Origin of the sequence: Microbispora amethystogenes, from assembly GCF_016863015.1 — a bacterium.
Lineage (GTDB): Bacteria > Actinomycetota > Actinomycetes > Streptosporangiales > Streptosporangiaceae > Microbispora > Microbispora amethystogenes.
In genome coordinates this window covers 35,568-61,126 of record NZ_BOOB01000064.1, presented here as the reverse complement: position 1 = coordinate 61,126, position 25,559 = coordinate 35,568, and the positions used below count along the sequence as shown (strand labels likewise).

Annotated in this window: 17 protein-coding genes; 13 read left to right on the top strand and 4 right to left on the bottom strand. The window is 73.6% G+C overall.

The window, feature by feature from the left end; genetic code table 11:
- Both Mam01_RS33810 and Mam01_RS33805 read right to left on the bottom strand, forming a co-directional pair.
- Nucleotides 1–1,525, bottom strand: a 1,525-nt coding sequence (locus Mam01_RS33810) for a condensation domain-containing protein (RefSeq protein ID WP_239101824.1), incomplete at its 3' end; no start/stop codon positions are given.
- On the bottom strand, nt 1,522–3,417 hold the full coding sequence (locus Mam01_RS33805; RefSeq protein ID WP_204289237.1) for an AMP-binding protein: 1,896 nt from the start codon (nt 3,415–3,417) through the stop codon (nt 1,522–1,524). The genes Mam01_RS33810 and Mam01_RS33805, both read right to left, overlap by 4 nt.
- A gap of 224 nt (nt 3,418–3,641) precedes the next feature.
- Here Mam01_RS33805 and Mam01_RS33800 point away from each other — a divergent pair, with 224 nt between their 5' ends.
- Genes Mam01_RS33800 through mdlC form a run of 8 tightly spaced genes read left to right on the top strand, consistent with a single transcriptional unit; the run spans nt 3,642 to nt 18,479 of the window.
- A complete protein-coding gene (locus Mam01_RS33800) occupies nt 3,642–4,424 on the top strand; it encodes a thioesterase II family protein (protein WP_204289236.1) in 783 nt (260 codons plus the stop codon).
- Nucleotides 4,421–7,579 carry a condensation domain-containing protein gene (locus Mam01_RS33795; RefSeq protein ID WP_204289235.1) on the top strand — a complete coding sequence of 1,053 codons (3,159 nt, stop codon included), beginning with the start codon at nt 4,421–4,423 and terminating at the stop codon, nt 7,577–7,579. The genes Mam01_RS33800 and Mam01_RS33795 overlap by 4 nt, the downstream gene beginning before the upstream one ends.
- A gap of 36 nt (nt 7,580–7,615) precedes the next feature.
- Complete coding sequence (locus Mam01_RS33790; protein WP_150929924.1) at nt 7,616–7,816, top strand: MbtH family protein; 201 nt, start codon at nt 7,616–7,618, stop codon at nt 7,814–7,816.
- A gap of 35 nt (nt 7,817–7,851) precedes the next feature.
- A complete protein-coding gene (locus Mam01_RS33785) occupies nt 7,852–12,312 on the top strand; it encodes a non-ribosomal peptide synthetase family protein (protein WP_204289234.1) in 4,461 nt (1,486 codons plus the stop codon).
- A 26-nt stretch (nt 12,313–12,338) separates the two neighbouring features.
- Nucleotides 12,339–13,457 (top strand): guanitoxin biosynthesis L-enduracididine beta-hydroxylase GntD, encoded by a 1,119-nt coding sequence (gene gntD, locus Mam01_RS33780; protein WP_204289233.1) that lies wholly within the window; start codon nt 12,339–12,341, stop codon nt 13,455–13,457.
- On the top strand, nt 13,454–15,922 hold the full coding sequence (locus Mam01_RS33775; protein ID WP_204289232.1) for an amino acid adenylation domain-containing protein: 2,469 nt from the start codon (nt 13,454–13,456) through the stop codon (nt 15,920–15,922). The genes gntD and Mam01_RS33775 overlap by 4 nt, the downstream gene beginning before the upstream one ends.
- A complete protein-coding gene (locus Mam01_RS33770; RefSeq protein WP_204289231.1) occupies nt 15,919–16,800 on the top strand; it encodes a prephenate dehydrogenase dimerization domain-containing protein in 882 nt (293 codons plus the stop codon). Before Mam01_RS33775 ends, Mam01_RS33770 begins: the two co-directional genes overlap by 4 nt.
- Nucleotides 16,801–16,820: 20 nt before the next feature.
- The gene (gene mdlC / locus Mam01_RS33765; protein WP_204289230.1) at nt 16,821–18,479 is read left to right on the top strand and encodes a benzoylformate decarboxylase; all 1,659 of its coding nucleotides are present in this window, start codon (nt 16,821–16,823) and stop codon (nt 18,477–18,479) included.
- A 27-nt stretch (nt 18,480–18,506) separates the two neighbouring features.
- Here the strand turns inward: mdlC and Mam01_RS33760 are convergent, their stop codons facing one another.
- Together Mam01_RS33760 and Mam01_RS33755 are read right to left on the bottom strand one after the other, a co-directional pair.
- Nucleotides 18,507–18,935, bottom strand: a complete 429-nt coding sequence (locus Mam01_RS33760; RefSeq protein WP_204289229.1) for a TauD/TfdA dioxygenase family protein — start codon at nt 18,933–18,935, stop codon at nt 18,507–18,509.
- Nucleotides 18,932–20,128 (bottom strand): RNA-guided endonuclease InsQ/TnpB family protein, encoded by a 1,197-nt coding sequence (locus tag Mam01_RS33755; RefSeq protein ID WP_204289228.1) that lies wholly within the window; start codon nt 20,126–20,128, stop codon nt 18,932–18,934. Before Mam01_RS33755 ends, Mam01_RS33760 begins: the two co-directional genes overlap by 4 nt.
- A gap of 228 nt (nt 20,129–20,356) precedes the next feature.
- On the opposite strand from Mam01_RS33755, the gene Mam01_RS37815 reads away from it, so the two are divergent.
- The 5 genes from Mam01_RS37815 (at nt 20,357) to Mam01_RS33730 (ending at nt 25,520) form a co-directional block, all read left to right on the top strand.
- Nucleotides 20,357–20,602, top strand: coding sequence for a transposase (locus tag Mam01_RS37815; RefSeq protein WP_373868741.1), 246 nt, complete (start codon nt 20,357–20,359; stop codon nt 20,600–20,602).
- 169 nt (nt 20,603–20,771) lie between these two features.
- A complete protein-coding gene (locus Mam01_RS33745; protein ID WP_204289226.1) occupies nt 20,772–20,948 on the top strand; it encodes a hypothetical protein in 177 nt (58 codons plus the stop codon).
- 12 nt (nt 20,949–20,960) lie between these two features.
- A complete protein-coding gene (locus Mam01_RS33740; protein ID WP_204289225.1) occupies nt 20,961–23,462 on the top strand; it encodes a lantibiotic dehydratase in 2,502 nt (833 codons plus the stop codon).
- Nucleotides 23,455–24,441 (top strand): lantibiotic dehydratase C-terminal domain-containing protein, encoded by a 987-nt coding sequence (locus Mam01_RS33735; RefSeq protein ID WP_204289224.1) that lies wholly within the window; start codon nt 23,455–23,457, stop codon nt 24,439–24,441. The genes Mam01_RS33740 and Mam01_RS33735 overlap by 8 nt, the downstream gene beginning before the upstream one ends.
- On the top strand, nt 24,438–25,520 hold the full coding sequence (locus Mam01_RS33730; RefSeq protein WP_204289223.1) for a thiopeptide maturation pyridine synthase: 1,083 nt from the start codon (nt 24,438–24,440) through the stop codon (nt 25,518–25,520). The genes Mam01_RS33735 and Mam01_RS33730 overlap by 4 nt, the downstream gene beginning before the upstream one ends.
- The last annotated feature ends 39 nt before the right edge of the window (nt 25,521–25,559 follow it).

Genomic DNA, 25,559 nt, shown 5'->3' with positions numbered 1-25,559 from the left:
GGGCCGTCTTCTCGGCCTCGCCCAGCACGTCGAGTTCCGCCAGAGGCCCGTCCACGCCTTTGGTCAGCGCACGCAGTGCCACGCCGAAGCGGTCGGCGAGCAGCCGGGCGGTCTCCGCGTCGAACAGGTCGGCGTCGTAGCCGAGGAACCCGGTGACGCGGTCGCCCGTCTGCCACAGGTACATCTCGACGTCGTACTGGATCGCGGCAGGCGCCATGGTCAGCGGCCGGACGGGCCGTCCGTCCAGGTGGAACTCGGGCAGGCCGTCCTGGAGGACGCACATCGCCCGGAACAGCCGGTCGCCGCCGGTCCCCGCCGCCGCGGCGACCGTCTCCAGGGGGACGTGCGCGTGCGCGTACGCGCCGAGGCAGGTGTCGCGTACGGCCGTCAGGAGATCGCGGCCGGTCGCGGCGCCGGTGCTGTCGGTGCGCAGCGCGAGCATGTTGACCAGCGGGGCGATGGCTCCCGGCGCGCGGTGCCGTTCGCCGGTCGCGATCGGCGCCCCGATCGTCACGTCGGGCTCCCCGGTCGTCCTCGCCAGCGTCAGGTGCAGGGCGGCGAGCAGCACCATGAACGGGGTGACCCGCTCGCGCTCGGCGACCTCCAGAGCGTGCCGTACGGTGGCCGTGTCCAGCGACACCGGGACGGCGGCCGAGCGGAAGCGCGGCCGGACGGGCCGCGGCAGGTCGGCCGGGAGGTCGAGCGGAGGCGCGTCACACAGCCGCTCGCGCCAGTAGGCGAGGTCCGCCTCGGTGACGGGCGTGCCCCCGGCGGGCGGGGTGGCCGCGCCGGGCAGGGCTCCGCCGGAGTAGAGGGTGGTCAGTTCGGCGAGGAAGACGCCCAGCGACCAGCCGTCGCAGATGAGGTGGTGGGCCACGACCTGCAGGAGCGTCTCATCGGGACCGAGCGACCACACGGCGACCCGCCACAGCGGGCCGGTGGCCGGGTCCATGGGCCTGGCGGCGAAGTCACCGGCCCGGGCCAGCGCCGCCTCCCGCCGCTCGTCCTCTGGCAGGTGTGCGAGGTCGGCAAGGTCGGCGAACTCAGGCTCCGGCCCCGCGTACGACGCGGCCGACGGCACAGCGGACGGCACAGCGGACGGCACAGCGGACGGCACGGTGACCGAATCGACGGCTGCATCGACAGCGTGATCCACAGCGGAATCCACGGCGGGGTTCAGGGCGGACCCTGCGACGGACCCCGCGACGGGGTCGACGACGCATCTCGGCGGCTCCTCGCGCGGGAAACGGGCGCGCAGCAGCGGGTGGCGCTCGGCCATCCGGACGAGCGCCGACCGCAGGCGGTCGCGGTCCACCGGCCCGGCCACGGACGCCACGAACGACAGGATGTTCACCGCGGTGCCCGGGTGAAGCTCCTCGAAGAGCAGCAGCCCCGTCTGTGCGGGGCTGACAGCGATCTCTCCCGCGTCGGTGCCGGCGTCGGACACGGCGGAGACGGCGGCGGGCACGGCCGCCCGGTCGCGCCAGCGCCGGACCAGGTCGCGTCCTACGGCGTGCTCGCTCACCGCGACCCACCGGCCTCGGTGGTCAGCGCCGCGATCCGGGCCGCGACCTGGGCGCCGGAGACACCGCGCTCGCTCCAGTCGGCCATGAGCCGGGCCGTGACCTCGCGGGGCGACTGGGCCGACAACACGACCTCGATCGGCACGGGTAGCGCGAGCGCGTCCTCCAGGATCGCCGCGATCTCGGCGACGCGGACGGAGTCGCCGCCGATGCTGCTCAGGCTCTGCGTCGGCGCGCACTCTCCCACGTCGCACACCGCCGCGAACACACCGGCGAGGAACCGCTCCACGGGCGCCGCGCGGTCGCCGATGACCTCTCCCCTGAGTTCGCCGGCCACATACCGGGTGCGGGCCAGCGAGCGCTGGACCTTGCCGCTGGTCGTACGGGGAATGGCGCCGGGCGGGCAGACCACGACGATGTCCACCCGGGCGCCGGTGGCGGCCAGCACCCTGGTCCTGAGCTCGGCGGCGATCGTGGCCCGGTCGACGTCCGCGCCGGCCCTGGCGAGTTCGACGGCCAGCACGATCTGTTCGCCCTCGGCGCGTTCCACCATGAACGCCGCCGCCGTCGGCCGCAACGCGGGGTGCCCGTCGACCGCGGCCGACTCCAGGTCGTGGGCGTGGAAGTTCACGCCGCTCTGGATGAGCACGTCCTTGGACCGGCCGGTGACGAACAGGTGCCCGTCGCGGAGGTAGCCCAGGTCGCCGGTGCGCAGGTAGCGCTCGCCGTCGAGTTCGCCGAACGACCGGTCGTCGGAGTCGTTCCAGTAGCCGCGGCAGACGCTCGGCCCCCGGACCCAGATCTCGCCGTTCTCCCCGTCCGCCGCCGGAGTTCCGTCGTCCACGACCACCACCGAGTGCCCGTCGACGGCCGGGCCGCAGTCGACCCGTCCGTCCTCGGCCACGCCGTCCCCCGGCGAGAAGTGCCGCCCGGTGACGATCAGGGTGGCCTCGGCCAGGCCGTAGCAGGGCAGGAACGCCTCGGGCCGGAACCCGTTGCCGGCGAAACGCTCGGCGAAGGCCCGCAGCGTGCCCGGGCGGATCGGCTCCGCGCCGTTGAACGCCAGCCTCCACTGGCTCAGGTCCAGCCCGGACAGGTCGGCTCCGCGGGCGCGGCGCACGCACAGGTCGTAGGCGAAATTCGGCCCGCCGGTGTGCGTGACACCCATTTCCGAGACCTGCCGCAACCAGTCGAGCGGCTGCCGGAGAAAATGCACGGGCGACATCAGCCGGACCGGAAATCCGCCGTACCCGGGCGTCAGAATGCACCCGATCAGACCCATGTCGTGGTACGGCGGAAGCCATGAGATAACCCGGATGTCCCGATCGACGCGAAATACGTCGCTGATCGCCCGGATATTCGCGATGAGATTGGCGTGGTCGAGCACGACGCCCTTCGGCTGCCCGGTGCTGCCGGAGGTGTACTGCACCAGCGCCACGTCGTGCATCCGCGGCAGGGTCTCCGGCTCCACCGGCTCGCCCGCCTCGGAGATCACCGGCGGGAGCGGCACGTCGCCCACGGGGATGAGCGCCAGGATCGCCGGGTCGGCCAGCAGCGACGTCGCGCCGGAGTCGGCGAGGATCCGGGCGAAGCGCTGCGCGATCCGGTCGGCGGCGCCCATCAGCGGCGGATACGTCGGCACCGCGGGCACCCCGGCCAGGAAGCAGGCCCAGACGGCGGCCACGAGGTCGAGGCCGGGCGGGTACAGCAGCAGCGCCGGCCCCTCCTTGGGCAGCCGGGCGGCCAGGCCGCAGGCCCGCCGCCACAGCTCGCCGTAGGTGATCACGTCGATGCGGCCGTCCTCGTGCAGGTACTCGTACGCCACCTGGCCGGGGCGTGCCGCGGCGTGGTCGGCCAGGACGTGGGCGAGCGTGCGATCGGCCGGATTGGGCATCGCTGGGGCTCCTTCGCGTGGTGACTGCGGCGGGCGGAGCCCGGCACGGCATTACCGACGAGGCTGCGATCAGAATGTAAGAAGGCCCGCTCTCGCCCGGTTCTCAGGCGTCTACCGGCGTTCTCTCAGTTTCCGAACGAATTCTTGACGGACCCCTCCGCAAAGCTGTGCCATGAATTCGCGAATTACCCGCGGCGGGATCCGATATTTCCACGGAGGTGTGCATGGCCCGCATGAGATCATGCTGGTTGGCCTCGTTCGCCGATGTGCCGGATCCGGCGTGCGAACTCGTGTGCTTCCCGTACGCCGGCGGCAGCGGGTCGGTGTTCCGGGGGTGGCAGCGCCACACCCGGAGCCTGCGCGTCACCGCCGCGTGCCTGCCGGGCCGGGAGGTGCGCCTCAGCGAACCGGCGATCCCGGACATCGACCGGCTGACCGCCGCCCTGCTCACCGCCGTCACCCCGCTCACCGGGCGGCGTTACGCGTTCTTCGGCCACAGCATGGGCGCGCTGGTGGCCTTCGAGCTGACCCGGCGGATCCGCGACGCCGGTCTGCCGCTGCCCGCCGGGCTGTTCGTGGCGGGCCTGGAGGCGCCCCACCTGGTGCGGTTCGACCCCGCGCACGACCTGCCGCGCGACGAGCTCGTGGCGTGGCTCCACCAGGGCCAGGGCCTCGACGCCGAGGTGCTGGCCTATCCGGAGCTGATCGACCTGATGCTGCCGACGATCCGCGCCGACCTGGCGGTGGTCGAGAACTACCGCTTCCGGCCGCTCCCGCCGCTGCCGGTGCCGGTCCACGTCCTGCACGGCCGCGACGACGACGTGGACGTCGCCGCGAGCGGGGCGTGGGCGGAACTGACGTCCGAGGAGTGCCGCGTGACGACGTTCGACGGCGGCCACTTCTTCGTCCGGGAGCACGAGGGCCGGATCGTCCGCCTCATCGAGGACGCCCTGACCACGACGACGCCTGCCAGGGAAACCGGGGACATCGGGGGAATCGAACGATGACGAGCTCGTCCTACGTCGGCGCGGTCGGCAGCGGCCCCGAACGCGACTACGGCAACATGATCATCCTGCCCGCCGCGCCGTCCCAGCGGCAGCTGTGGTTCCTGTGCCAGTGGGACCCCGCCGCCAACGCCGCGTACAACGTCACCAGCGCGGTGCGGCTCACCGGCCGGCTCGACCCGGTGCTGCTCCAGCGGGCGCTGAACCAGGTGGTCGCCCGGCACGAGAGCCTCCGCGCGGGGGTCGGGGTGGTCGACGGCGACCCCAGTCAGGTCGTCGCGGTGGAGACGCTGGTGGCGCTGCCCACGGTCGACTGCTCGCACCTCGGTCCCGAGGCCGCCGAGGAGTACGTGCAGCGCGCGGCCGAGGAGCAGGCGAGCCTGCCGTTCGTCCTGGACGAGCCGCCGCTGCTGCGGGTGCTCCTGGTGCGGGAGGCCGCCGACCGGCACACCCTGATCGTGGTCATCCACCACATCTGCTGCGACGGCTGGTCGATCGAGGTCTTCTACCGCGACCTGGCCGAGAGCTACCGCCGCCTGCTCGACGGCGAGGGCCCGCTTCCCGATCTGCCCATCCAGTACGCCGACTACGTCGCCTGGCGGGAGGACTCCCTCGCCGGCGAGCCGCTGCGCGACCTGGTCGCGCACTGGTGCGGAACGCTGGCGGGGGTCCAGCCGCTCCCCCTGCCGGTCGACCACCCCCGCCAGGCGCAGCGGCGCATGGCCGCGGCCCGGCTGGAGGAGACGCTGCCCGCCGGCGAGGCGGCGGCCCTCGACGCCCTCGGCAGAGGCTGCGAGGCGACCCCGTTCATGGTCCTGCTCGCCGCGTTCGCGGTGACCCTCGCCCGTGTCACGGGGCAGCCGGACGTCGCGGTCGGCACCCCGGTGGCCGGACGGCACCACCCCGACGCCGAGGACGTCGTCGGGTTCTTCGCCAACCCGCTCGTGCTGCGCACCCGCCTGCCGGAGGGCGCCGGGTTCGCCGACGCCGTGCGCGCCGTACGCGACACCTGCGTGGAGGCCTTCTCCCACCAGGAGATGCCGTTCGACCGGCTGGTGGAGGAGCTGCGCCTGCCGCGGGTGGTCGACCGCAACCCGCTGTTCGACGTGATGTTCTCCATGCAGAACACGCCCGGCGTCCTCGCGCGGCTGCCCGAGCTGACCATGATCCCGGTCGACCTCGCCGTCACGTCGGCGAAGTTCGACCTGTGGCTGACGGTCCTGCCGGACGGCGACGGCCTGCGGCTGCGGCTCGACTACGACCGCGACCTCTACGACCCGGGCTCGGCGCGGCTGCTGCTGGACGTCTACCGCGCGGTGCTGGCCGAGATCCGCCGCGACCCCGGCGTACGCTGGGGCGCGCTGCCGCGCGCGGACGCCGGGGAGCGCGCGCTCGCCGAGCGCCGGTCGCGCGAGGAGACTCCCGCGCTGCCGGACGGCACCCTCCTCGACCTGCTCGCCGATCGGCCTTTCACGGTCCGCGCCGCCGAAGCCGAAATGAGCCACGCCGACCTGCGTACGGCCGCCGCCGGCCTCGCGGCCCGGCTGCGGGCCGAGGGCGTCGGACCGGGCGTCGTCGTCGCGACCCCGCCGCTGCCGTCGGCGGCGCTCGTCGTCGCGGCGCTGGCCGTCTTCGAGACGGGCGCGGTCCTCACGTACGGCTCGCGCCACCCGCGTGATGGTGCGTTCGTCACGTTCACGGCGGACGACTGGCTGGTCACCACCGGCCCCCGCTTCGACCCGGTGCCCTCCGGCCCGGCGCGGGCCGAATCGCCCGCCTGGCAGGTGAACGACGGCGACACGGTCGTGTTCTGCCATCGCGCGCTGGCCGCCGCGGCGACGGCGGTGGCAGCGAGGCTGGGGCTCGGCCCGGACGACGAGGTCGTCCTCGTCTCCGACGGCGGGCCGGTGCATCTGGCCGATCTGCTCGCACCGCTGGCCGCCGGCGCCCGCCTGGTCCTCACGGACGCACCGGCGAGCGGGACCGTGGTCGTCGCCGCGCCGCAGGTCTGGCGCCGACTGCTGACCGAGGGCTACGTGCCGCCGCCGGACGCCCGGCTGGTCTGCGTCGGCCCGTTCGTCTCCGACGACCTCGCCGAGGCGCTCGGCCGCTTCGGAAGCACAGAGACCTCCGGGAACCCCGGAACCGCCCAGAACCCCGGAACCGCCCGGAACCCGAGAACCGCCGGGAACACGGTCTTCCTCGGTAGGCGGACGCCGCTGTCGGCGGCTCCGGTGAGCCTGTCCCGCCTGGGTGAGGGGTCCGGCCCGCCGCTCGCCGGGACCGTCCGGCGGTTGCTGGACGAGACGGGCGAGCCGGTGCCCCCGGGCGTCGTCGGCGAGCTGTGGCTGTCCGGTCCCGCTCTGGCGGACGGCGCGGCCACGCACGTGGCGACCGGTGAGCGCTACCGGTGCACCCCCTCGGGTGAGCTGCGCTTCGCGGGCTACGCCGACGGCCGCCTGACCCTGGGCGACCACGTCGTACGGCCGGACCGGATCGAACGTCGGCTGACCGAGGTCGAAGGGGTGCGCGAGGCTGCCGTCGTGCCCGGAGACACCGGGGCCGGGCCGCGGCTCGTCGGCTGGCTGGTGCCCGTGGACGCGCAGGCGGCCGGCACGCCCCGGACGCGCGAGGCCCTGGTGGCCACCGTGCGGGAGGCTCTGGCGAACGCGCGCGACCGGGTCCGTACAGGATCGGAGGAGCCCGGGACACCCGCCGCGTTCGGCGTCCTGCGCGAGCTGCCCCGGCTGCCGGACGGCGGGGTCGACCGGGCGGCGCTCACCGCGATGTGCGCCGACGCGCTGCGGGAGGGCATCGACGAGACCCCGCCGCGCAACCGCCTGGAGCGCACGATCATCTCCATCTTCCGGGACGTGCTGCCGGTGCCGGAGTTCGGCGTCCACGCCGACTTCTTCGCCCTGGGCGGGCACTCCGTGCTCGCCGCCAAGGTCATCGGCCGTGTGCGGGACCAGCTCGGCGTGCTCGTCCCGGTGCGCGACTTCTTCCGCAGGGCGACCGTGGCCGGTCTCGCCGAGGCCGTCGCGGCGCTGGAGGAGGAGCGCGCCCGCGCCTCCGCCGACGCCTCGTCCGCCGCGTTGGGCGAGCTCGCCGGACTGTCGGACGCCGACATCGACCAGTTGCTCCGCCGGCTCGGATGAGCCGGGCCTTCCCCATCCCCCCTTTAGGAGATCCCCATGGGCATCGATGACCCCGAGACCGTCTTCCAGGTCGTCGTGAACGACGAGGAGCAGTACTCCATCTGGTTCGCCGACCGGCCCGTGCCGCCCGGCTGGGCCGGCGTCGGCGTCACGGGCCGCAAGCAGGAGTGCCTGGACCACATCGAGAAGGTCTGGATCGACATGCGCCCCCGGTCGCTGCGCGAGCACGCCGCCTGAACCCCGAATCTCATCCACCGACAGGAGTACGACACATGAGCCAGCGGCCGGAATTGGAGTCGATGACCCCGGAGGAGAAGCGTGCGCTGCTCGCCAAGCTCCTGGACGGATCGGTCGAGACGACACCCAGCACCCTTCTCCTCGAGCAGCGCCGACTGTGGCTGCTGCACCAACTGGACTCCGCCAAACCCTGGCAGGTCAGCGCCGCGGTGCGGCTGTCCGGCCCGATCGACGCGGCGGCGATGCAGCAGGCGCTCGTCGCCGTGGTGCAGCGGCACGAGGTGCTGCGCGCCACCTTCCGCGAGGTCAACGGCCAGGTCATCGCCACCACCGCGGCGGCGGTGACGCTGCGGCTGCCCGTCCACGACATCGACCCCGCCGACCTCGACGGCGAGCTCGCGCGCGTCGCGGCGGCCGAGACCGCGACCCGTTTCGACCTCGGCAGGGGGCCGCTGGTCCGCGCGTCGCTGCTGCGCGCCGCCCCCGACGACCACGTCTTCCTGCTCACCGCGCACCAGATGGTCGCCGACCGGCGCTCGGTCCGGCTGATCGTCGACGAGGTGCTGTCGCGCTACATGGCCCTGTCCGGCGGGGCCGAGGCCGCGCCCACCGGCACGCCCGCCGACTTCCGTTCCCTGGTGGACGCCCAGCGCGCCTGGAGCGAGAGCGACGACGCGGGCGAGGCCGTCGACTACTGGCGCGGCGGGCTGGCCGCGCTCAGCCCGCTGGAGCTGCCGACCGACCGGCCGCGCCCGCCGCTGAAGACCATCCACGGCGACGCGGTCACGGTTCCGGTGCCCGCCTCCCTGGCCGACGCGCTGACCGCCTGGCGCGAGGACCCGGGGCCGACGCTGCTGGCCGCGTACGCCGCCGTGCTCTCGCGTTACTCGCAGCAGCACGACCTCGCCATCGGCGTCCCGGCGGCGGGATCGTGGACCGCCTCCGACGGCACCGCACAGGACAACACGGTCGGCCCGCTGGAGAACATCGTGCCGCTGCGCGTCGAACTGCGCACCGGCGACGGCCTCGGCGCGCTGACCGGGCGCGTCACCGCCGCCCGCGCGCAGGCCCTGGCGCACGCGCGGCTCCCGTTCGACCGGATCGTGGACGCGGCGCAGCCCCAGCGCGACCTGAGCCGCACGCCGCTGTTCCAGACCACCTTCGCCTTCGAGGAGGACGCCGAGGACCGCGCCCTGCCCGGCGCGGTGGCGCGGCCCCTCGACCTGCCGGTGACCTGGACCCCGCACGACATCGACCTGTTCGCGGTGCGGCGCGGCGACGGCCTGCACCTGCGCGCGCAGTACAACACCGACCTGTTCGACCGGGGCACGGTCGAGCGGTTCCTCGGCCACGTCCTGGTGGTGCTGACCGAGGGGCTGGCCCGCCCCGACCACCCGCTCGCCGACATCCCGCTGCTCACCACCGAAGAGCACGAGCGGATCGTGACCGGGTGGAACGACACGCGGACCGGCCGCGACCGGTCGCTCACCCTGCACGCGCTCGTCGAGCGGGCGGCCCAGGCCCACCCGGAGCGTACGGCGGTCACCGGCGGCGGCGTCGAGATCAGCTACGCCTCCCTCGACGGCCGCGCGGACGCGCTCGCCGCCGAGCTGGTCGCGCGGGGCGCCGGTCCCGAGTCGCGGGTGGGTGTCGTGGTCGACCGCTCGCCGCACAGCGTGGTGGCCCTGCTCGGCGTGCTCAAGGCCGGGGCGGCGTACGTGCCGCTCGACCCGTCCTACCCGGCCGACCGGCTGACGTTCATCGCCGACGACGCCGGGATCGGCCTGCTCGTCGGACGCGCGGAGGCCCTGGCCGCCCTGCCCGTGACGCTGGCCGGACGGGCCCGGGTCAGCGTTCCCATCACCGACCCCGAGCAGGCCGCGGGCCGTACGGTCGTCGCGGCGGGTCCCGCCAACCTGGCCTACGTCATCTACACCTCCGGGTCGACCGGCCGGCCCAAGGGCGTCGCGGTCGAGCACCGGCAGATCGCACACGCCACCGAGGCCCGTACGGCCTGCGAGGGGCCGGGCCTGCCCGAGCGCTACCTGGTGCTCGCGCCGCTCACCTTCGACGCGGCCGGCGGCGGCCTCTACTGGACGCTCACCCGCGGCGGCACGGTCGTGCTGCCGACCGAGACGGAGGTGCTCGACCCCCGCCTGCTGGGCCGGCTCATCCGGAACCGCGAGGTCACCCACGTCGACGGCGTGCCCTCGCAGTACGCCCTGCTGCTGGAGACCGACCCGGAGCCGCGCCCGTCGGTCCGCGCGACCGTCGTCGCGGGCGAGGCGCTGCCGCCGAGCCTGGTCGCCGAGCACTTCCGCCACTCCCCGGACGCCGCGCTGTTCAACGAGTACGGCCCGACAGAGGCCACGGTGTGGGCCTCGGTGCACCCGGTGTCACCGGCGGACGCCGACGCGCCCCGCGTGCCGATCGGCCGCCCGATCCCGGACGCGCGGATCCACCTGCTCGACCGGCGGCTCCACCCGGTGCCCCCGGGGGTGCCGGGCGAGCTGTACATCGGCGGCGAGGGCACGGCCCGCGGCTACGTCAACCGCCCCGCGATGACCGCGGAGCGCTTCCTGCCCGACCCGTTCGCGCCGGGGGGCCGGCTCTACCGGACCGGCGACCTGGCCCGCTACCGGCCCGACGGCACCATCGAGTTCCTCGGCCGGGCCGACACCCAGGTCAAGATCCGCGGGTTCCGGGTCGAGCCGGCCGAGGTCGAGAACGTGGTGCTCCGCCACCCCCTCGTCTCCGAGGCCGTGGTCACCGTACGCGAGGACCAGCCCGGCATGCCGCGCCTCGTCGCGTACGTGGTCCCGGTGAGCGGCCGCATCCTGACCCAGGAGACGCTGGTCAACCACGTGCTCGGGCAGGTGCCCGACTACATGGTGCCGAGCGCCTTCGTCACGCTGGAGCGGATGCCGCTGACCCGGCACGGCAAGATCGACCTCGCCGCGCTGCCCACCCCGCAGGAGGTGGCCGCGGGCGACTTCGTCGAGCCGCGCACCATACTGGAGGCGGAGATCGCCGAGACCTTCGCCTCGGTGCTCGGCCTGCCGCGGCTCAGCGTCACGGCCGACTTCTTCTCCCTCGGCGGCAACTCGCTGCTGGTGGCCCGGCTCGCCGCGCAGCTGTCGCGGCAGCACACGATCGAGCTGCCGATCGACGACATCTTCCGCGTGCCGACCGTCGAGGGCATCGCCCGGGTCGTCGAGCTCCAGCAGCGCGAGCGCAGCGCCCAGGACAACGCCGCCCTCTATCTGCAGCAGCTCGCCGACCTGCAGGCCGACGTCACGCTCGACCCCGCCGTACGGCCCGACGGCCTGCCGCACGCCCGGTGGTTCGAGCCGGAGCACGTGCTGGTCACCGGCGCCACCGGCTACCTCGGCGCCTTCGTCGCGGTCGAGCTGATCGAGCGCACCGACGCGATCGTGCACTGCCTGGTGCGCGGCCAGAGCCGGGACGAGGCGTGGGACCGCCTGGAGGAGGTGCTGCGCAAGTACCGGGCGTGGGACGAGTCGTACCGGTCGAGGCTGCGGGTGGTGACCGGCGACCTCGCCAAGCCGGCCCTCGGCCTGTCGAAGGAGGCGTACGACGAGCTGGCCGGGTCGCTGGACTCGATCTACCACAGCGGCGCGATCGTCAACTTCACCTACCCCTACGAGGCGATGAAGGCCGCGAACGTCCTCGGCACCGAGGAGCTGCTGCGGCTGGCGACGACCGACCGGCTCAAGGCGTTCCACCTGATCTCCAGCGTGGACGTCTTCATGGGCACGGGCGCGGAGCGCCCCTTCACCGAGCAGGACCTCACCGACCGGCCCACCAAGATCCCCACCGGCTACCCCCGTACGAAGTGGGTCTCCGAGCGGATCGTCACCCTCGCCCGCGACCGCGGCGTGCCGGTCACCGTGCAGCGGCCGTGGATGATCACCGGTCACACCCAGACCGGCGCCTCCCACGAGACCGACTACCTGTACGTCTACCTCAAGGGCTTCCTGGACCTCGGCGTGCTGCCGCTCTACAACGACGTGATCAACGCGGTGCCCGTCGACTACACGGCCAAGGCGATCGTCTACACCTCCTTGCAGGAGGAGAACCTCGGCCGGAACTTCAACATCACCAACCGGGAACCGACCACGATGCAGCAGTGCTACGAGTGGCTGCGGTCGTTCGGCTACGCCCTCAACGTCGTCGAGGAGGAGGAGGCCAGGCGGCAGGCCCTCGCGGTCGACGAGGACCACATCCTCTACCCGCTGACGCCGATCCTGCGTGTGGCGTCCATGCGGCACGCCGCCCTCGACCCCGACCTGCAGCAGCGGGTCGACCCCATGGACGAGTGCCGGGTGCTGACCGCGGCCCTGGACGGGTCCGGCATCGAGTGCCCGCCGGTCAACGAGGAGTGGGCCCACTCCTGCTTCCGCTTCCTCGTGGAGAACGGCTACCTCCCGGCCCCCGACGAGGTGGCCGCACGGGCCGCGGCGGCCGCGGCGTAGCGGGCGTGAGGCGAGAAAGGACCACCATGGAGGACGTCTCAACGGTGCCGCGGCCGGACGGCGAGGCCACGACGGGAGGCACCGCGCCGGAAAGCACGGGGTCGGGAAGCATCCGTTACGTCGACCTCGATCCGGCCGACGCGGCCCAGATCGACACCTACACCCGCACCCTCGCCGCGCGCCACGGTTCGAGCACCGCCCCGGCGTTGCTCGACGGCGCGGCGACGTACGCCCACCGCCTGCCGGAACGTCTGGTCGGCGAACTGCTCTCCCTCCGGCTGTTCGAGCGGAGCCCGGCGCTGGTCGTCCGGGGGCTGCCGGTCTCCGACGACGAGATCGGCCCCACCCCGCTCGACTGGCGGGAGCAGGCGAGGCCCGCGACCGTACCCGCGCGGACCGCGCACGAGGTGTATCTGGTGCTGGTCGCGAGCCTGCTCGGCGACGTCTTCGGCTGGTCGTCGCTGCAGAACGGCAAGCTCGTGCACGACGTGGTGCCGATGCCGACCGAGGAGCGCGAGCAGAGTGGGCACGGCACCGTGCTGCTGGAGTGGCACACGGAGGACGGCTTCCACCCCCTCCGCTGCGACTACCTGCTCCTGCTCGGGATGCGCAACCACGACGCGGTGCCCACCACCGTGGCCGGCGTCGACGAGGTGCGCATCGATCCCGCCCACCGCGAGGTGCTCGCCCAGCCGCGCTTCCTCATCCGCCCCGACAACGAGCACCTCAACCGGCTGCGGGCGCGGGCCGAGGGCGCGACGGCGATGGGCACGGCGATGGGCATGGGGATGCACAGCATCCAGCGGATGCAGGACGAGCCCGAGCCGAGCGCGGTCCTGTTCGGCCATCCCGACGCGCCGTACCTGCGCATCGACCCGGTGTTCATGTCGGCGCTGCCGGGCGACCGGGAGGCCGAAGAGGCGCTGGCCGCCCTGGTCGGGTCGCTGGAAGCCAACCTGTGCGGGGTCGCGCTCGGCCCCGGCGACCTGCTCATCGTCGACAACTACCGGGCCGTGCACGGCAGGAGCGCGTTCCGCGCCCGATACGACGGCACCGACCGGTGGCTGAAGAAGGTGCTGGTCACCCGCGACCTGCGCAAGTCGCGGGCGCACCGGTCCGCTCCGCACGAACGCGTGCTGCTGTGAACCGGCTGCCCGGCCGTACGGCCCACCTCGGAGATCCGCACCCCGACGGCGGCGTCCGCCACGGCGGCGAACTGCCGGCGTGGCTCCGCTGCGGCAGCGTGCCGTCCGGCACGACGGACACGGTGTTCCGGCCATGGCCCGCCCCCGGCGGCGCGACCCCGGACCACCCACAGCCGGAAGCCGCGACACCGGAACCCGCACGGCCGGGCAGCACAGACCCAGCAGGCGCGGCGCCGGAGAGCACCTGGGCGCACGGGGCCGCACCGGAAAGCGCACGACCGGGCAGCGCGGGTGCAGCAGGCGCGGCGCCGGAGGCCGTCCTGGCGGCGGCCGTGGCGGTCCTCCTCGCCCGCCACACGGGTGAGCCCGAGGTGCGCCTGGCCGTCGTCACTCCCCGCCCGGTCGCGCTGACCGTGCTCGTCGACGAACGCGAACGGGCCGGAGACCTGGTCCGCCGGGTGGCGGAGGATCTGCGCACCGCCTCTCCCCTCCCGGCGGGCGTGGTCGCCCGCGTCGCCGTCGCGGGCCCGGCCGCGCGAGGAGGCGCGGCGTCTGGAGAGGATCCGGGAGCGGGAGGGCGCCGGGAAGAGGGAGTGCGCCGGGAAGCGACGGAGCTCACCGCTGTCGCGCCCGTGCCGCACGAACTGCTCACCGCTGTCACGTCCGTGCCGCACGAACTGGTCGTGCGGTGGGCGGACGGCGGGGTCTGCCTCGACCACGACACCGGCCTGTTCGACCCCGAGGTGGTCGCCGCCCTGGCCGACCGGCTGCTCGCGGTCCTCGGGGAGCTCGCCGAGGACCGCCCGGTACGCGACGTCGCCGCGCTCACCACCGCCGAGCGCGCGGCGATCGCCACCTGGTCCAGCGGCGAGGCGCAGCCGGTGGAGGACGTCTGCCTGCACACGCTGATCGAGCGCCGGGCCGCGGCCGAGCCGGCGCGTACGGCGCTCGTCTGCGGTGACGTCGCGCTGACCTACGGCGAGCTGAACGCCCGCGCCAACCGGCTCGGGCGGCGCCTGCGCGCGGCCGGCGCCGGCCCCGGCGACCTCGTCGCGGTGTTCGCCGGCCGTGCCGCCGAGTCGGTCGTCGCGATGCTCGCCGTGCTCAAGACCGGCGCGGCCTACGTGCCGGTCGAGCCCTCCCAGCCCGCCGACCGCATCCGCCGCATCCTCGCCGACTCCGGCGTACGGCTCGCGGTCGGCAGTGTGGTCGGCAGTGTGGCCGGCCGAACCACCGGTGAGGGCGTGGTCACCTCGCCGGGCGAGTCCTCCGGCGAGCCTCCGGGCGAGTCCCCCCGCGCCTTCTCTGCCGGGTTCCCGGGCGTACGCGTGCTCGACCCCGGTAACCTGGCCGGAGAGGCCGATCACGACCTGGGTGTGCCGGTGCGCACGGCCGACCTGGCGTACGTCATCTACACGTCCGGGTCCACCGGTGTGCCGAAGGGCGTCGCGGTGAGCCACCGGGCGATCGTGGTGTCCACTCACGCGCGCGGGGTGGGCGGCCCGCCGCCCGAGTGCGACCTGGTCACCATGCCGCTGTGCTTCGACGGCGCCGCGGGCGGCCTCTACTGGACGCTCACCGGCGGCGGGACGGCGGTGCTGCCGACCGAGAGCGAGGCGCGTGACCCGCTGGCCCTGCGCGCCCTGCTGCGGAGGGTGCCGATCACCCACATCCACTCCGTCCCGTCGCACTACGGGCTCGTCCTGGAGGCGGCCGGGGAGGAGTGCCTGAGCCGGCTGCGGCTGGTCTCGGTGGGCGGCGAGCCGATGCCGCCCCGGCTGGTCGCGCGTCACCTGCTCACCTGCCCGGACGCCGTGCTGCTCAACGACTACGGGCCGACCGAGTGCGCGGTGTGGGCCACCGCCCACCCCTGCGGCATCGCCGACGCCGCGGACGGGCGAATCCCTATCGGCGGGCCGCTGCCCAACTACCGGGTCGAGGTCCTGGACGCCGGGCTCCGGCCGGCGCCTCCGGGGGTGATCGGCGAGATCTGCGTCGCGGGCCCGGCCCTGGCCCGGGGGTATCACCGGCGTCCCGGCCTCACCGCGGCGCGGTTCCTGCCCGATCCCCGGGGCGGCGGGCGGATCTACCGCACCGGCGACCGCGGGTTCTGGTCGCCCGCGGGTGAGCTGCACATCGCCGGCCGCACCGACAGCCAGGTGAAGATCAGGGGCTTCCGGGTGGAACTCGGGGAGATCGAGGCGGCCGTGGCGGGGCATCCGTCCGTCACCGGCTGCTTCGTCACCCTGCGGACGCCGCCGGGCGGGGCGGAGCAGGTCATCGCCTTCGTCGCCGCGAGCGGCGCCCCGCCCACCGAGGACGAGCTCCGCGCGGTCGCGGCGGCCACGCTCCCCGCGTACATGCGGCCCGACCGGTACGTCGTCCTCGCCGAACTGCCGCGCAACCGGAACGGGAAGATCGACGTGGCCGCGCTGCGCGCCGGCGAGCCGGTGGAGTCCCGATGACGACGGTCGTGGTCGGCGGCGCGGGTGAGGTGGGCGGGCTGCTCGCCCGCCTGCTGCTCCCGGACGGCCCGGTGGTGTGCGCCGACGTGCGGGCGGCGGAGATCCCCGGCACGGTGGCGATCGTCGCGGACGCCTGCCGCCCGTCGGCGGACCTGCTCGGCGTGCTGCCGCAGGCCGACACGGTGGTCTTCGCGCTGCCCGAGCACGTCGCCGTCCCGGCCGTCACCGCCTGCGCGCCCGCCGTACGGCCGGGGGCGCTGCTGGTCGAGACCCTGTCGGTCAAGGAGGCCGTCACTCCCGCCCTCGCCGGGGCGGCGGCCTCCCAGGACGCGGAGGCGTGCGGGCTCAACCCGATGTTCGCGCCCGCGCTGGGCTGGCAGGACAACGCCGTGGCCGCCGTACGCGTGGCGGACGGCCCGCGCACCGCCGCACTGCTCGGCTCGATCACCGCCGCCGGAGCCAGGGTCGTCCAACTGACCGCCGGGGAGCACGACCGCGTCACGGCGGTCCTCCAGGCGGCCACGCACGCCGCGGCGCTGGCCTTCGGGCAGGCGGTCGTCGCGGGCGGCGCGGACACCGAGGCGCTGCTCGCCCTGGCCCCGCCCCCGCACCTGACCATGCTCGCCGTCCTCGCCCGGATCACCGGCGGCAACCCCGAGGTCTACTGGGACATCCAGGTGGCCAACCCGCACGCCGCCGCGGCGAGGGCGGCGCTGCGCGAGGCCGTCGCCACGATCGACACGCTCGCCTCCACGGGCGACCGTGCCGGATTCAATGCGCTGCTGCACGGTGTCGAGAAACATCTCGGCGACCGGGCGCCGCTGCTCCGGGGATATTGCGCCCGGCTTTTCACCATGCGGCTCTCCGCCCGTTCCTGAGAATTCTGGAGGCGTTTCCCGTGAATTCGATCGCGAGCGACCGGACGGTCCGGGACGCCACCCGCCGGCTGCTCCGGCAACTCGGCCTGACCACCGTTTTCGGAAATCCCGGAACCACCGAGATCGCCTTTCTCACCGACTGGCCGGACGATTTCCGCTACGTCCTCGGGCTGCACGAATCGGTGGTCGTCGCGATGGCCGACGGCTACGCCCAGGCCACCAGACGCCCGGTGCTGGTGAACCTGCACAGCGCGGGCGGCCTCGGCCACGGCCTCGGGCAGGTGTTCAACGCCGCGCGCGGCCACGCCCCGCTGATCGTGATGGCCGGTCAGCAGAGCAGGACGCTGCTGCGCGACGACCCCTTCCTCGGCGCCACCGACGCCACCGCCTTCCCCCGGCCGTACGTCAAGTGGAGTTGCGAGCCCGCCCGGGCGCAGGACGTGCCCGCGGCGATCGCCCGCGCCTACCACGTGGCGTCCCAGGCTCCGCGAGGCCCGGTCTTCATCTCCGTTCCGGCGGACGACTGGGACGCGGAGGCGGGTGCGCCGGTCGCCGCGCGCCCGGCGATCCCCGGCTTCGCCCCCGACCCCGCCGCCCTCGAGGCGCTGGCCGAGGCCCTGCACGGCAGCGCGCGGCCGGGCATCGTGGCCGGGCCCGGCGTGGACGCGGACGGCGCGGTCGCCGACCTCGTCGCCCTCGCCGAGCGCGTCGGGGCGGGCGTCTGGGCCGGGCCGGTCTCGCCCCGGTGCTCCTTCCCCGAGGACCATCCCCTCTTCCTGGGCTTCCTGGACGCGGAGAAACGCGCCACCGCCGCGGCGCTGGCCCGGCATGACCTGGTCGTGGTGATCGGGGCACCGGCCTTCACCTACCACGTCTACCGGGGCGAGCCCGACGTGCCCTTACCCCCGCTGTTCGTGGTCAGCGACGACGAGCAGGTGCTCGCCAGGGCCGACACGGGCGCCGGCATCAGGGCGACTCCGCGGCTCGCCCTGCGGGCGCTGGACGACGCTCTCGGCAGTACGGAGAACGCAACGCGGAACGGAGCGCCGGGCCGTCCGGTGCGCGCGGCCGGCAGGGCGGTCGGCAGGGCGGCCCCGCCCGTCCTCGCCCGCCCGGCGGGACCGGCGGACGGGATGATCAGCGCGGCGGAGGTCTACGCCACGCTCGCCGAACTGCTGCCCGCCGACGCGATCGTGGTGGAGGAGACACCCAGCCACCGCAGCGTGCTGCACGACCACCTGCCGATCACCGCGACCGACACGGGGTTCCTCACCACCGCGAGCGGCGCGCTCGGCTACGGGCTCCCGGCCGCGGTCGGCGCCGCGCTGGCCAGGCCGGGCCGCAGGGTCGTCGCGGTGCTCGGCGACGGGTCGGCCATGTTCGGCATCCAGGCCCTGTGGACCGCGGCCCGCGAGGGGACGCCGGTGACCTTCGTGATCCTCGACAACGCGCGGTACGCCGCGGTGCGGCTGCTCGGTGAAGCGGCGGGCGGCACGGGCATCCCCGGTGTGGACCTCGGCGGGCTCGACTTCGTCGCGCTGGCCCAGGGAATGGGCTGCGCGGCACGGTACGTCACCGAGCCCGCCGAGGTGAAGAGCGCGCTCGCCGCCGCGCTCGCCGACGACCGGCCGCATCTGCTGCACGTGCGCACCGACCCCGCGCCGCCGCGCATGTACTGAGCCGCATGCACTGGGCTCAGCCTGAACTCAGGGACGTCGCTCGGGGCCGAAGGGACGGTCGCCGCGCAGGGTGATCCGGTGCATCACCCGGTGGGCGTCGCCGTAGTCCCGGTTGGCGTAGTGGGCCGTGCTCCGGTTGTCCCACATGGCGACGTCGCCGGCCCTCCAGCGGTGACGCACGATGTGCTCGGGCTTGGTCAGGTGGGCGTAGAGCAGGTCCAGGATGGCCCGGCTCTCGGCCTCGGACACGCCCACGATGTGGGAGGTGAAACCGGGGTTGACGAAGATCCCCCTGCGACCGGTCTCGGGGTGGACGCGGACCACCGGGTGCTCCACAGGGTCGAGGCGGGTGACGACCTCGCCGTCCCAGACGCTGCCCCTGCCGGACCGGCGCTGGGCGAGGTATTGATGCGCTCCTCGGCCTGAAGGCCGGGGATTCAGCCGGTACCGCGTCATGCGGCACCTCTGCGGCTTCCTGCTTCGACGGGCTGCGCCACCGTGAGCGGTGGTCTTACCGGCCCTCCACAGGCGTTTAGCCTCTCCGCTCGTCCAGCGGCGAGGATATTCTTCGCTGCGTTCACGTCCCGATCGTGGGTCGCCCCGCAGGGGCAGGCCCACTCCCGGATGCGCAGCGGCATGGACCCGGCGAGGATGCCGCACGATGAGCACAGCTTCGAGCTGGGGAACCACCGGTCGATCCGGTGGAACGCCCGCCCGTACAGGGCGGCCTTGTACTCCAGCATGCCGACGAAGGATGACCAGCCCGCATCGTGCACGCTCTTGGACAGCCTCGTGCGTGCCAGGCCCTTGACCGCCAGGTCTTCCACGATCACCGTTTGGGTCTCACGGATGATCTGTGTGGAGAGCTGGTGGTGGAACTCACGGCGCGCGTCAGTGACCTTCGCGTGCTGGCGGGCGACCTTCAGGCGGGCCTTGGCCCGGTTGTTCGACCCCTTGGCTGTGCGGGACAGCGCCTGCTGGAGCTTCTTGAGTTTCTTGTGCGCCCGGCGCAGAAAACGCGGCGTGGCGACCTTCTGGCCATTCGACAAAACAGCGAAGTGGGTGAGTCCGAGGTCGATGCCCGTCTCGGACTCGACCGGCGGCAGGGGCTGGCCAGCTACCTCGATCACAAAGGACGCGAAGTAGCGTCCGGCCGCATCCTTGACCACCGTCACCGAGGACGGTTCGGCGGGCAGGCAGCGAGACCAGCGGACGTCCACGTCACCGATCTTCGGCAGGCGCAGCCTCCCACCCGCCGTAATCGCGAACCGGGCGTTCTTGGTGAAGCGGATCGCCTGCTTGGTGTCCCTCTTGGACCGGAACCGGGGCGCAGCAGCCTTCGGCCCCTTCCGCTTACCGGTGATGGAGGCGAAGAAGTTGCGGTAGGCGGTGTTCAGGTCCGCCAGCGACTGCTGCAGGACCACGGCTGAGACCTCGCCCAGCCAGGAGCGTTCCGGGGTCTTCTTCGCCTCGGTGATGACCCGTTTGGACAACTCGCCATCGGAGATGTACGGCAAGCCGCGTTCCCGGGCGTCCTGTCGTGCGCGCAGCCCGTCGTTGAACACCACCCGAGCGCACCCGAACGCCCGGGCCAGCGCGTCACGCTGACCCGGCGTCGGGTAGAGGCGGAAGTTGTACCTGAGCCGCACACCATGATTTTACCGACGGCGCACGGTTGATCACAGGGAGATATCAGAACTGGCAAGCTCTCCGCGTTTTCATCCTGCACGCCCACGTGGTTGCCGCGATCACGTTCCGGAATCGAGTAGTAACCGGCGCTCACCTGGAGCGCACCGAGCAGATCATCCGGGACGTCTGCGCCGACTTCGAGTGCGAACCGGCGGAGTTGAACGGCGAGGCCAACCCGTTCCCTGCTGGTGAACACCCCGCCCACGGTCACCCTGTCCCGGCTCGTCAGCAGCCTCACGGGCGTCTTCTCCCGCCGGATGCGGCAAGAGTTCCCCACGCTGGCCCGCCACTGTTACAGGGCGAACAAGCTGTGGTCGGGCTCCTCCTTTGCCGCCAGCGTTGCCGGCACACCTAACAGTGTCCTGCACCAGTACATAGAGCACCGTAACCGCCCTGGCCGACCCGCCAGACGCGGCGAACCGGCTGGTGGCTGATCGGCTTTCTGTGCTCGGCGTTACGTCGCGAAATCGGCCCGGCCCATCCGGGCCGATTGAATGTCCGTATTGCCCTATTTATGGAGAATTATGGACTAATAGACCATTCCGTGCTTCGTTGGCAGAGTATCGCGGCACGCGCCGTACCCCACCGGAAACGGGAGGCAGCATGGCCATGCACGAAGAAGCCCTCAACCTGGATGCGCTGGACCTGGACTCGCTGGACGTCGCCACCGTGGAGCTTCCCGGCTCCGACGTGCTCGTCGAGGCGGTGACCATGGGACTGGGCAACACCGAGGTCGGCGCCTCGGGAGCATGGACCTCGAGGACGAGCTGGCTCGTCTAGCGCGCCGCCCGCATGGCGACCCGCCCACAGCGCCCGGAGACCGTGGTGGTCAGGGTCGCCGCCCTCCCCGGGGCGGCCCTCGACGACCTGAGGTGTGACCGGACCTGGCAGGCCGTACAGGAGATCCTGAAGGAACGGGACGCCCTGGCCGCGGAGGGCCGCGCGCTCGCGCTCGCCCTTGAGCCGGTCATCGCGGACGTTCCCTCCGGGCAGGCGAGGTCCCGCCTGGTCGCGCTCCGCCGGGCGTTGTACAACGGGCGGACCCCCGCCGTGCCCCCCAGCTCGGCCGAGACACCGGCCGAGCTGGACCGGCGCGTCCGGCGGTGGTCGGAGCGGTCCCGCGCGTGCGAGCGCCTGGAGGCCGAGCTGCCCCTGATCCTGGAGAAGGAGCGCCGGGATCGGCACCACAGCCTCCGCACGTGGGCGTCGGCCGACGTGTTCACGCACGGCCTCGTCCAGGCGAGCCCGTCGCTGGCCGGGGCGCTGGCCCGCTGGCTGGACTCCCCCGGGACGGCACCGTCCCGCCGGCTGGACCTGCGGCTGAGCCGCTACCTGTCGCGGGTGGTGGCCAAGACCAGCCCGCACTCCACGTTCACCATGAGCGGCCTCGGCCACTGGGGTCCGGGCCCCGAGCCGGTCGCCGTCGAAGGCGGATGGGACTGGCGCACCGTCGCCGAGCCCGATCTGTGGCTGGTCCGCAGGCTGCTCAGCGATCTGGCCGCGTCGGACGACGACCTCGCGGCCCGCTTCCTGATCAGGCCGAACGCCGGCCTGACCGAGGAGGACGGCCGCCTGTGGTACCTGAGCCGGACCGAGGACGCCTACCGGAGCGTCCGTGCCTCGGAGCCGCTGCGCGCGCTCCTGCGCGCCCTGACCGGCGAGACCACGCTCGGCGAGGCGCGGCGGCTCGTGCCGTCCGATGCGCTCGCGCGCCTGGTCGACGCCGGGGTGCTGGAGACGCTTCCGCCGGTCGCCGACCAGTCCGTCTCCCATCTGAGCGATCTGGCCGTACGGCTGGCGCCGCACCCGGCCGCCGACGCGCTCGCCGCGTTCGGCCGGGCGCTGGCCCGCCACCCCGGCGTACGGGGACCGGTCGAAGGGCTCGCCCTCCAGCAGGAGGTGCGCACCGCGTTGCGCCGTCTGTCGCCACCAGACGGACGCCTTCCGGACAAGAACCTCTTCCACGACAACGCCGTCTTCACCTCGCCCGCCGTACGTCTGGGGGAACCGGAATGGCGGGCGGCCCTCGACGACCTGCACCTGATCCGCACGCTGGTCGGCGTCTTCCAGCGCGACAACGAGATCCGGTTGCTCGCCGCCGGCCTCTTCGTCCAGGCGTACGGCACGGGGGCACGGGTCCCCTTCGCCCGGTTCCATCGGACGCTGGCCGGGCAGCTGGTCACCCCCGAGGGCGACGCGCTGCACGCCCTGCTCTATCCCGGCGGGGCCGCGGAGCCGCCGGGCACCGTATTCGGGACTGTGCCTGGCGAGGTGGCCGCCCTGCGGCGTTACCGCGACCAGACCCTGAACCTGCTCCGCGAGGAGCCGGAGGCGCTGGCCGGCTGGTTGCGGGGACGGCCGGAAGGCGCGGGGCCGGTGCGCTCGCTGGCCTGCTACGTGCAGGTGCTGCCCGGGCCGGGCGACGGAGAGGGGCCGGTGCGGCTGGTGCTCAACGCCGTGGCCGCCGGCCACGGCACCGCGCGCAGCCGCGTCCACCGCCTCCTGACGATCGCGGGACTGGCGCACGAGCCCCGTCCAATGGAACCCGACCCCGCTGACGGGCTGCCGATCGAGGCCGAGCTCACCGGGCTGTTCGGTCACAACATCAGTCTGCGTTCCCCCATGACCACCCACGAGCTCGGCTATCCGGGCGCGGTCTCCGCCCGCCCGCCCGCCGCACGCCTCGCGCTGGGCGACCTCGACGTCCGCCACGACCCCGCCACCGGAGCACTGGAACTCGTGCGCGCCGCGGACGGCCGCCGCGTGCTGATGCGCCACACGGGCCTGCTCGCCACCCCCTTCCTGCCGCGTACGGCCCGGCTGCTGCTGCACCTGTTCGGCGACCAGCCCGGCATCGGCGTCCCGCTCTGGGCGTTGTTCGCCGAGCCGCCGCGGCGGACGCCGGAGGAGGTCGTCGTCAGGCCACGAGTGTCGCTGGGCCGGGTGGTCGTGGCACGAGCCACCTGGTACGCGGCCACGGCGGAGGTCCCGCGCCGCCGTCCGGGAACCTCCGAGGCCGGGCACCTGCTGGCGCTGGCCCGCTGGTTCGCCGCGCACGGCATCCCGTCCCGCTGCTTCGTGTTCTCCCTGGACCCGGGCTCCTGGGGACAGGACCGGATGCGTGCGGCGCAGCTGGCCAAACCGACGTTCCTGGATCTGGCCGACCCCTCCCTTGTCGCCTGCTTCGACCGGCAGCTCGGCGGCAACGGCGCCTGCACGGCCTTCCAGGAGGTGCTGCCCGAGCTGGGCGCGGGCCACGTCATGGAGTACGTCGTGGAGGTGGGCGATGAGTGAGCCGTGGATCTCGCTGCACGCCTTCCATCGGGGCGGCACCGACCGGCTGATCACCGAGGCGGTCGGCGGGCTGCTGCGCTCGCTCACCGCCGACGGCCTGCTCGTCCGCCACTTCTTCCTGCGTTACTGGGAGGGCGGCCCGCACCTGCGGCTGCGGCTCCGGCCGGCCGCCCAGCCGGACGAGGTGGAGGCACGCGCGAGGGCCGCGCTGGAGCGGCACCTGGCCGCGTACCCCTCCCCGCTTGAGGCCGCGTGGGACACCGGGAAGTACGCCGCCGCGGCCGAGCGGTTCGCCAGGGCCGAGAACCTCACCCACTACGACCGGCGGGTGCGCACCCGCGACGCGGTGGAGGCCGTCGCCTACCGCCCGGAGTACGCGACGTACGGCGGGCCGGAGGCGATCGACGCCGTGGAGGAGCACTTCTGCGACTCCAGCCGCATCGCGCTCGCCCTGCTCGACGGCGGGATCGAGCCGGGACGCAGGCGGGGTTTCGCCGCCGCCGCGCTGATGCTCGCCCTGGCGGCCTGGGAACCGGACCCCGCCCGCCTCGCCCGCGCGCTCGACGCGAGCCGTGAACGCTGGGACCCGCGGCCCGATCACGCTCCGCACGACCGGCCGGCAGACGCCGCGCGGGGCGGCCGGGAGCGGGCCGCCCTCACGGCGCAGCTTCTGCGCTGCCACCGCATCGCCTCCGGCGCGGAGATCCCCGGCGCCCGCGATCCCCTCGGCGCGTGGTGGCGCTCGATCGACACCCTGCGCCTGCGCGCCCTGGACCTCCAGGCGGCCGGGCGCTTCCATCCCGAACCCGCCGTCTCCTCCTTCCAGCCGCCCGGCGTCACCGAGGCGCGCGGTGACGTCCTGATCCTTCTCCTCCGCTGCGTCCACCTGCTGTGCAACCGGCTCGGGCTGCCGGGCGAGCAGGAGACGCACCTGCGTCACCTCGTCGGCACCACCTACCGCGAACTGGAGCACCGGTGAACGACCTCACGACCCCCTGGCACAGCATCCAGGTGCGCTACTACGAGACGGACAAGGACGCGCTGATCCTCGACGCCGTACGGCCCCTGCTGGCCGAACTGGGCGACCGGGTGCGGCAGCCCTACGTCGTGCGCCACTGGCGGCGCGGGCCGCACCTCCGCCTCAACCTCCGCGCCGCCGACGACGTCTGGCAGGACGAGATCCTGCCGCTGGCCACCGAACGCCTCGGCCGCTACCTCGCCGAGCATCCCTCCCGTGAGGTCCTGGACGAGGCCGCGCTGGAGGAGGCCCACCGGGCGCTGGCCCTGCGGGAGAACGAGCACGGCCCGCTCCGGCCGTGGTACCCGGACAACACCATCCAGACCGAGCCGTACGAGGATCGCCGGCACGTGCTCGGCAGCCAGACTCTCGTGGACCTGCTCGACCACTTCCACGCCGAGAGCACCCGGATCGCGTTCGGGACGCTGGCCGCCTTCCGCCGGGGCCACCTGTCGCTCTTCCAGCTCAGCCTCGACCTGATGATCGCCTTCGCGCACACCAGCGTGCCGCCGATCTCGCGCGGATACATGTCCTTCCGCTCCCACGCGGACGCCTTCGCCTCCTACTGCGTGGACCGCGACGGCGTACGGGCGGGCTTCGAGGCGAAGTACCGGCAGCACGAGCGGCAGTTGCGGGCCCTGGTACGCCGCCGGGTGGCCGAGGTGGACGAGGGCCGGACGCCACCCCACGTGCGCGAGTGGCTCGACCACGTCGAGCGTGCCAAGACCCTCGCCGCGCCCCTCATCCGCGACCGGAGGATCGACCTCGACGCCGGCCCGCGCGAGCCCGGGAGGCCGCAACTGCACACCGTCGACTTCCACGAGATCCTGCTGGCCACCGGGCGGTACAGAACCGAGGTGCTCGGCTCCGACTGGTTCCTCGGGCACCGGCTGGCCGTCAACCTGCTCTACTCCCACCTGGGCAGGCTCGGGCTCGTGCCGCTGCAGCGGTACCTGTTCTGCCACCTGGTCGCGGCCGCGGTCGAGGCGGAGTACGGCATCTCACCCGTCGAGAAGGCCCTCGCCTGGGCTCGTAGCTGACTCCGCAATCGCCGTTTCCTCGGCCGAGAGAAATATCAG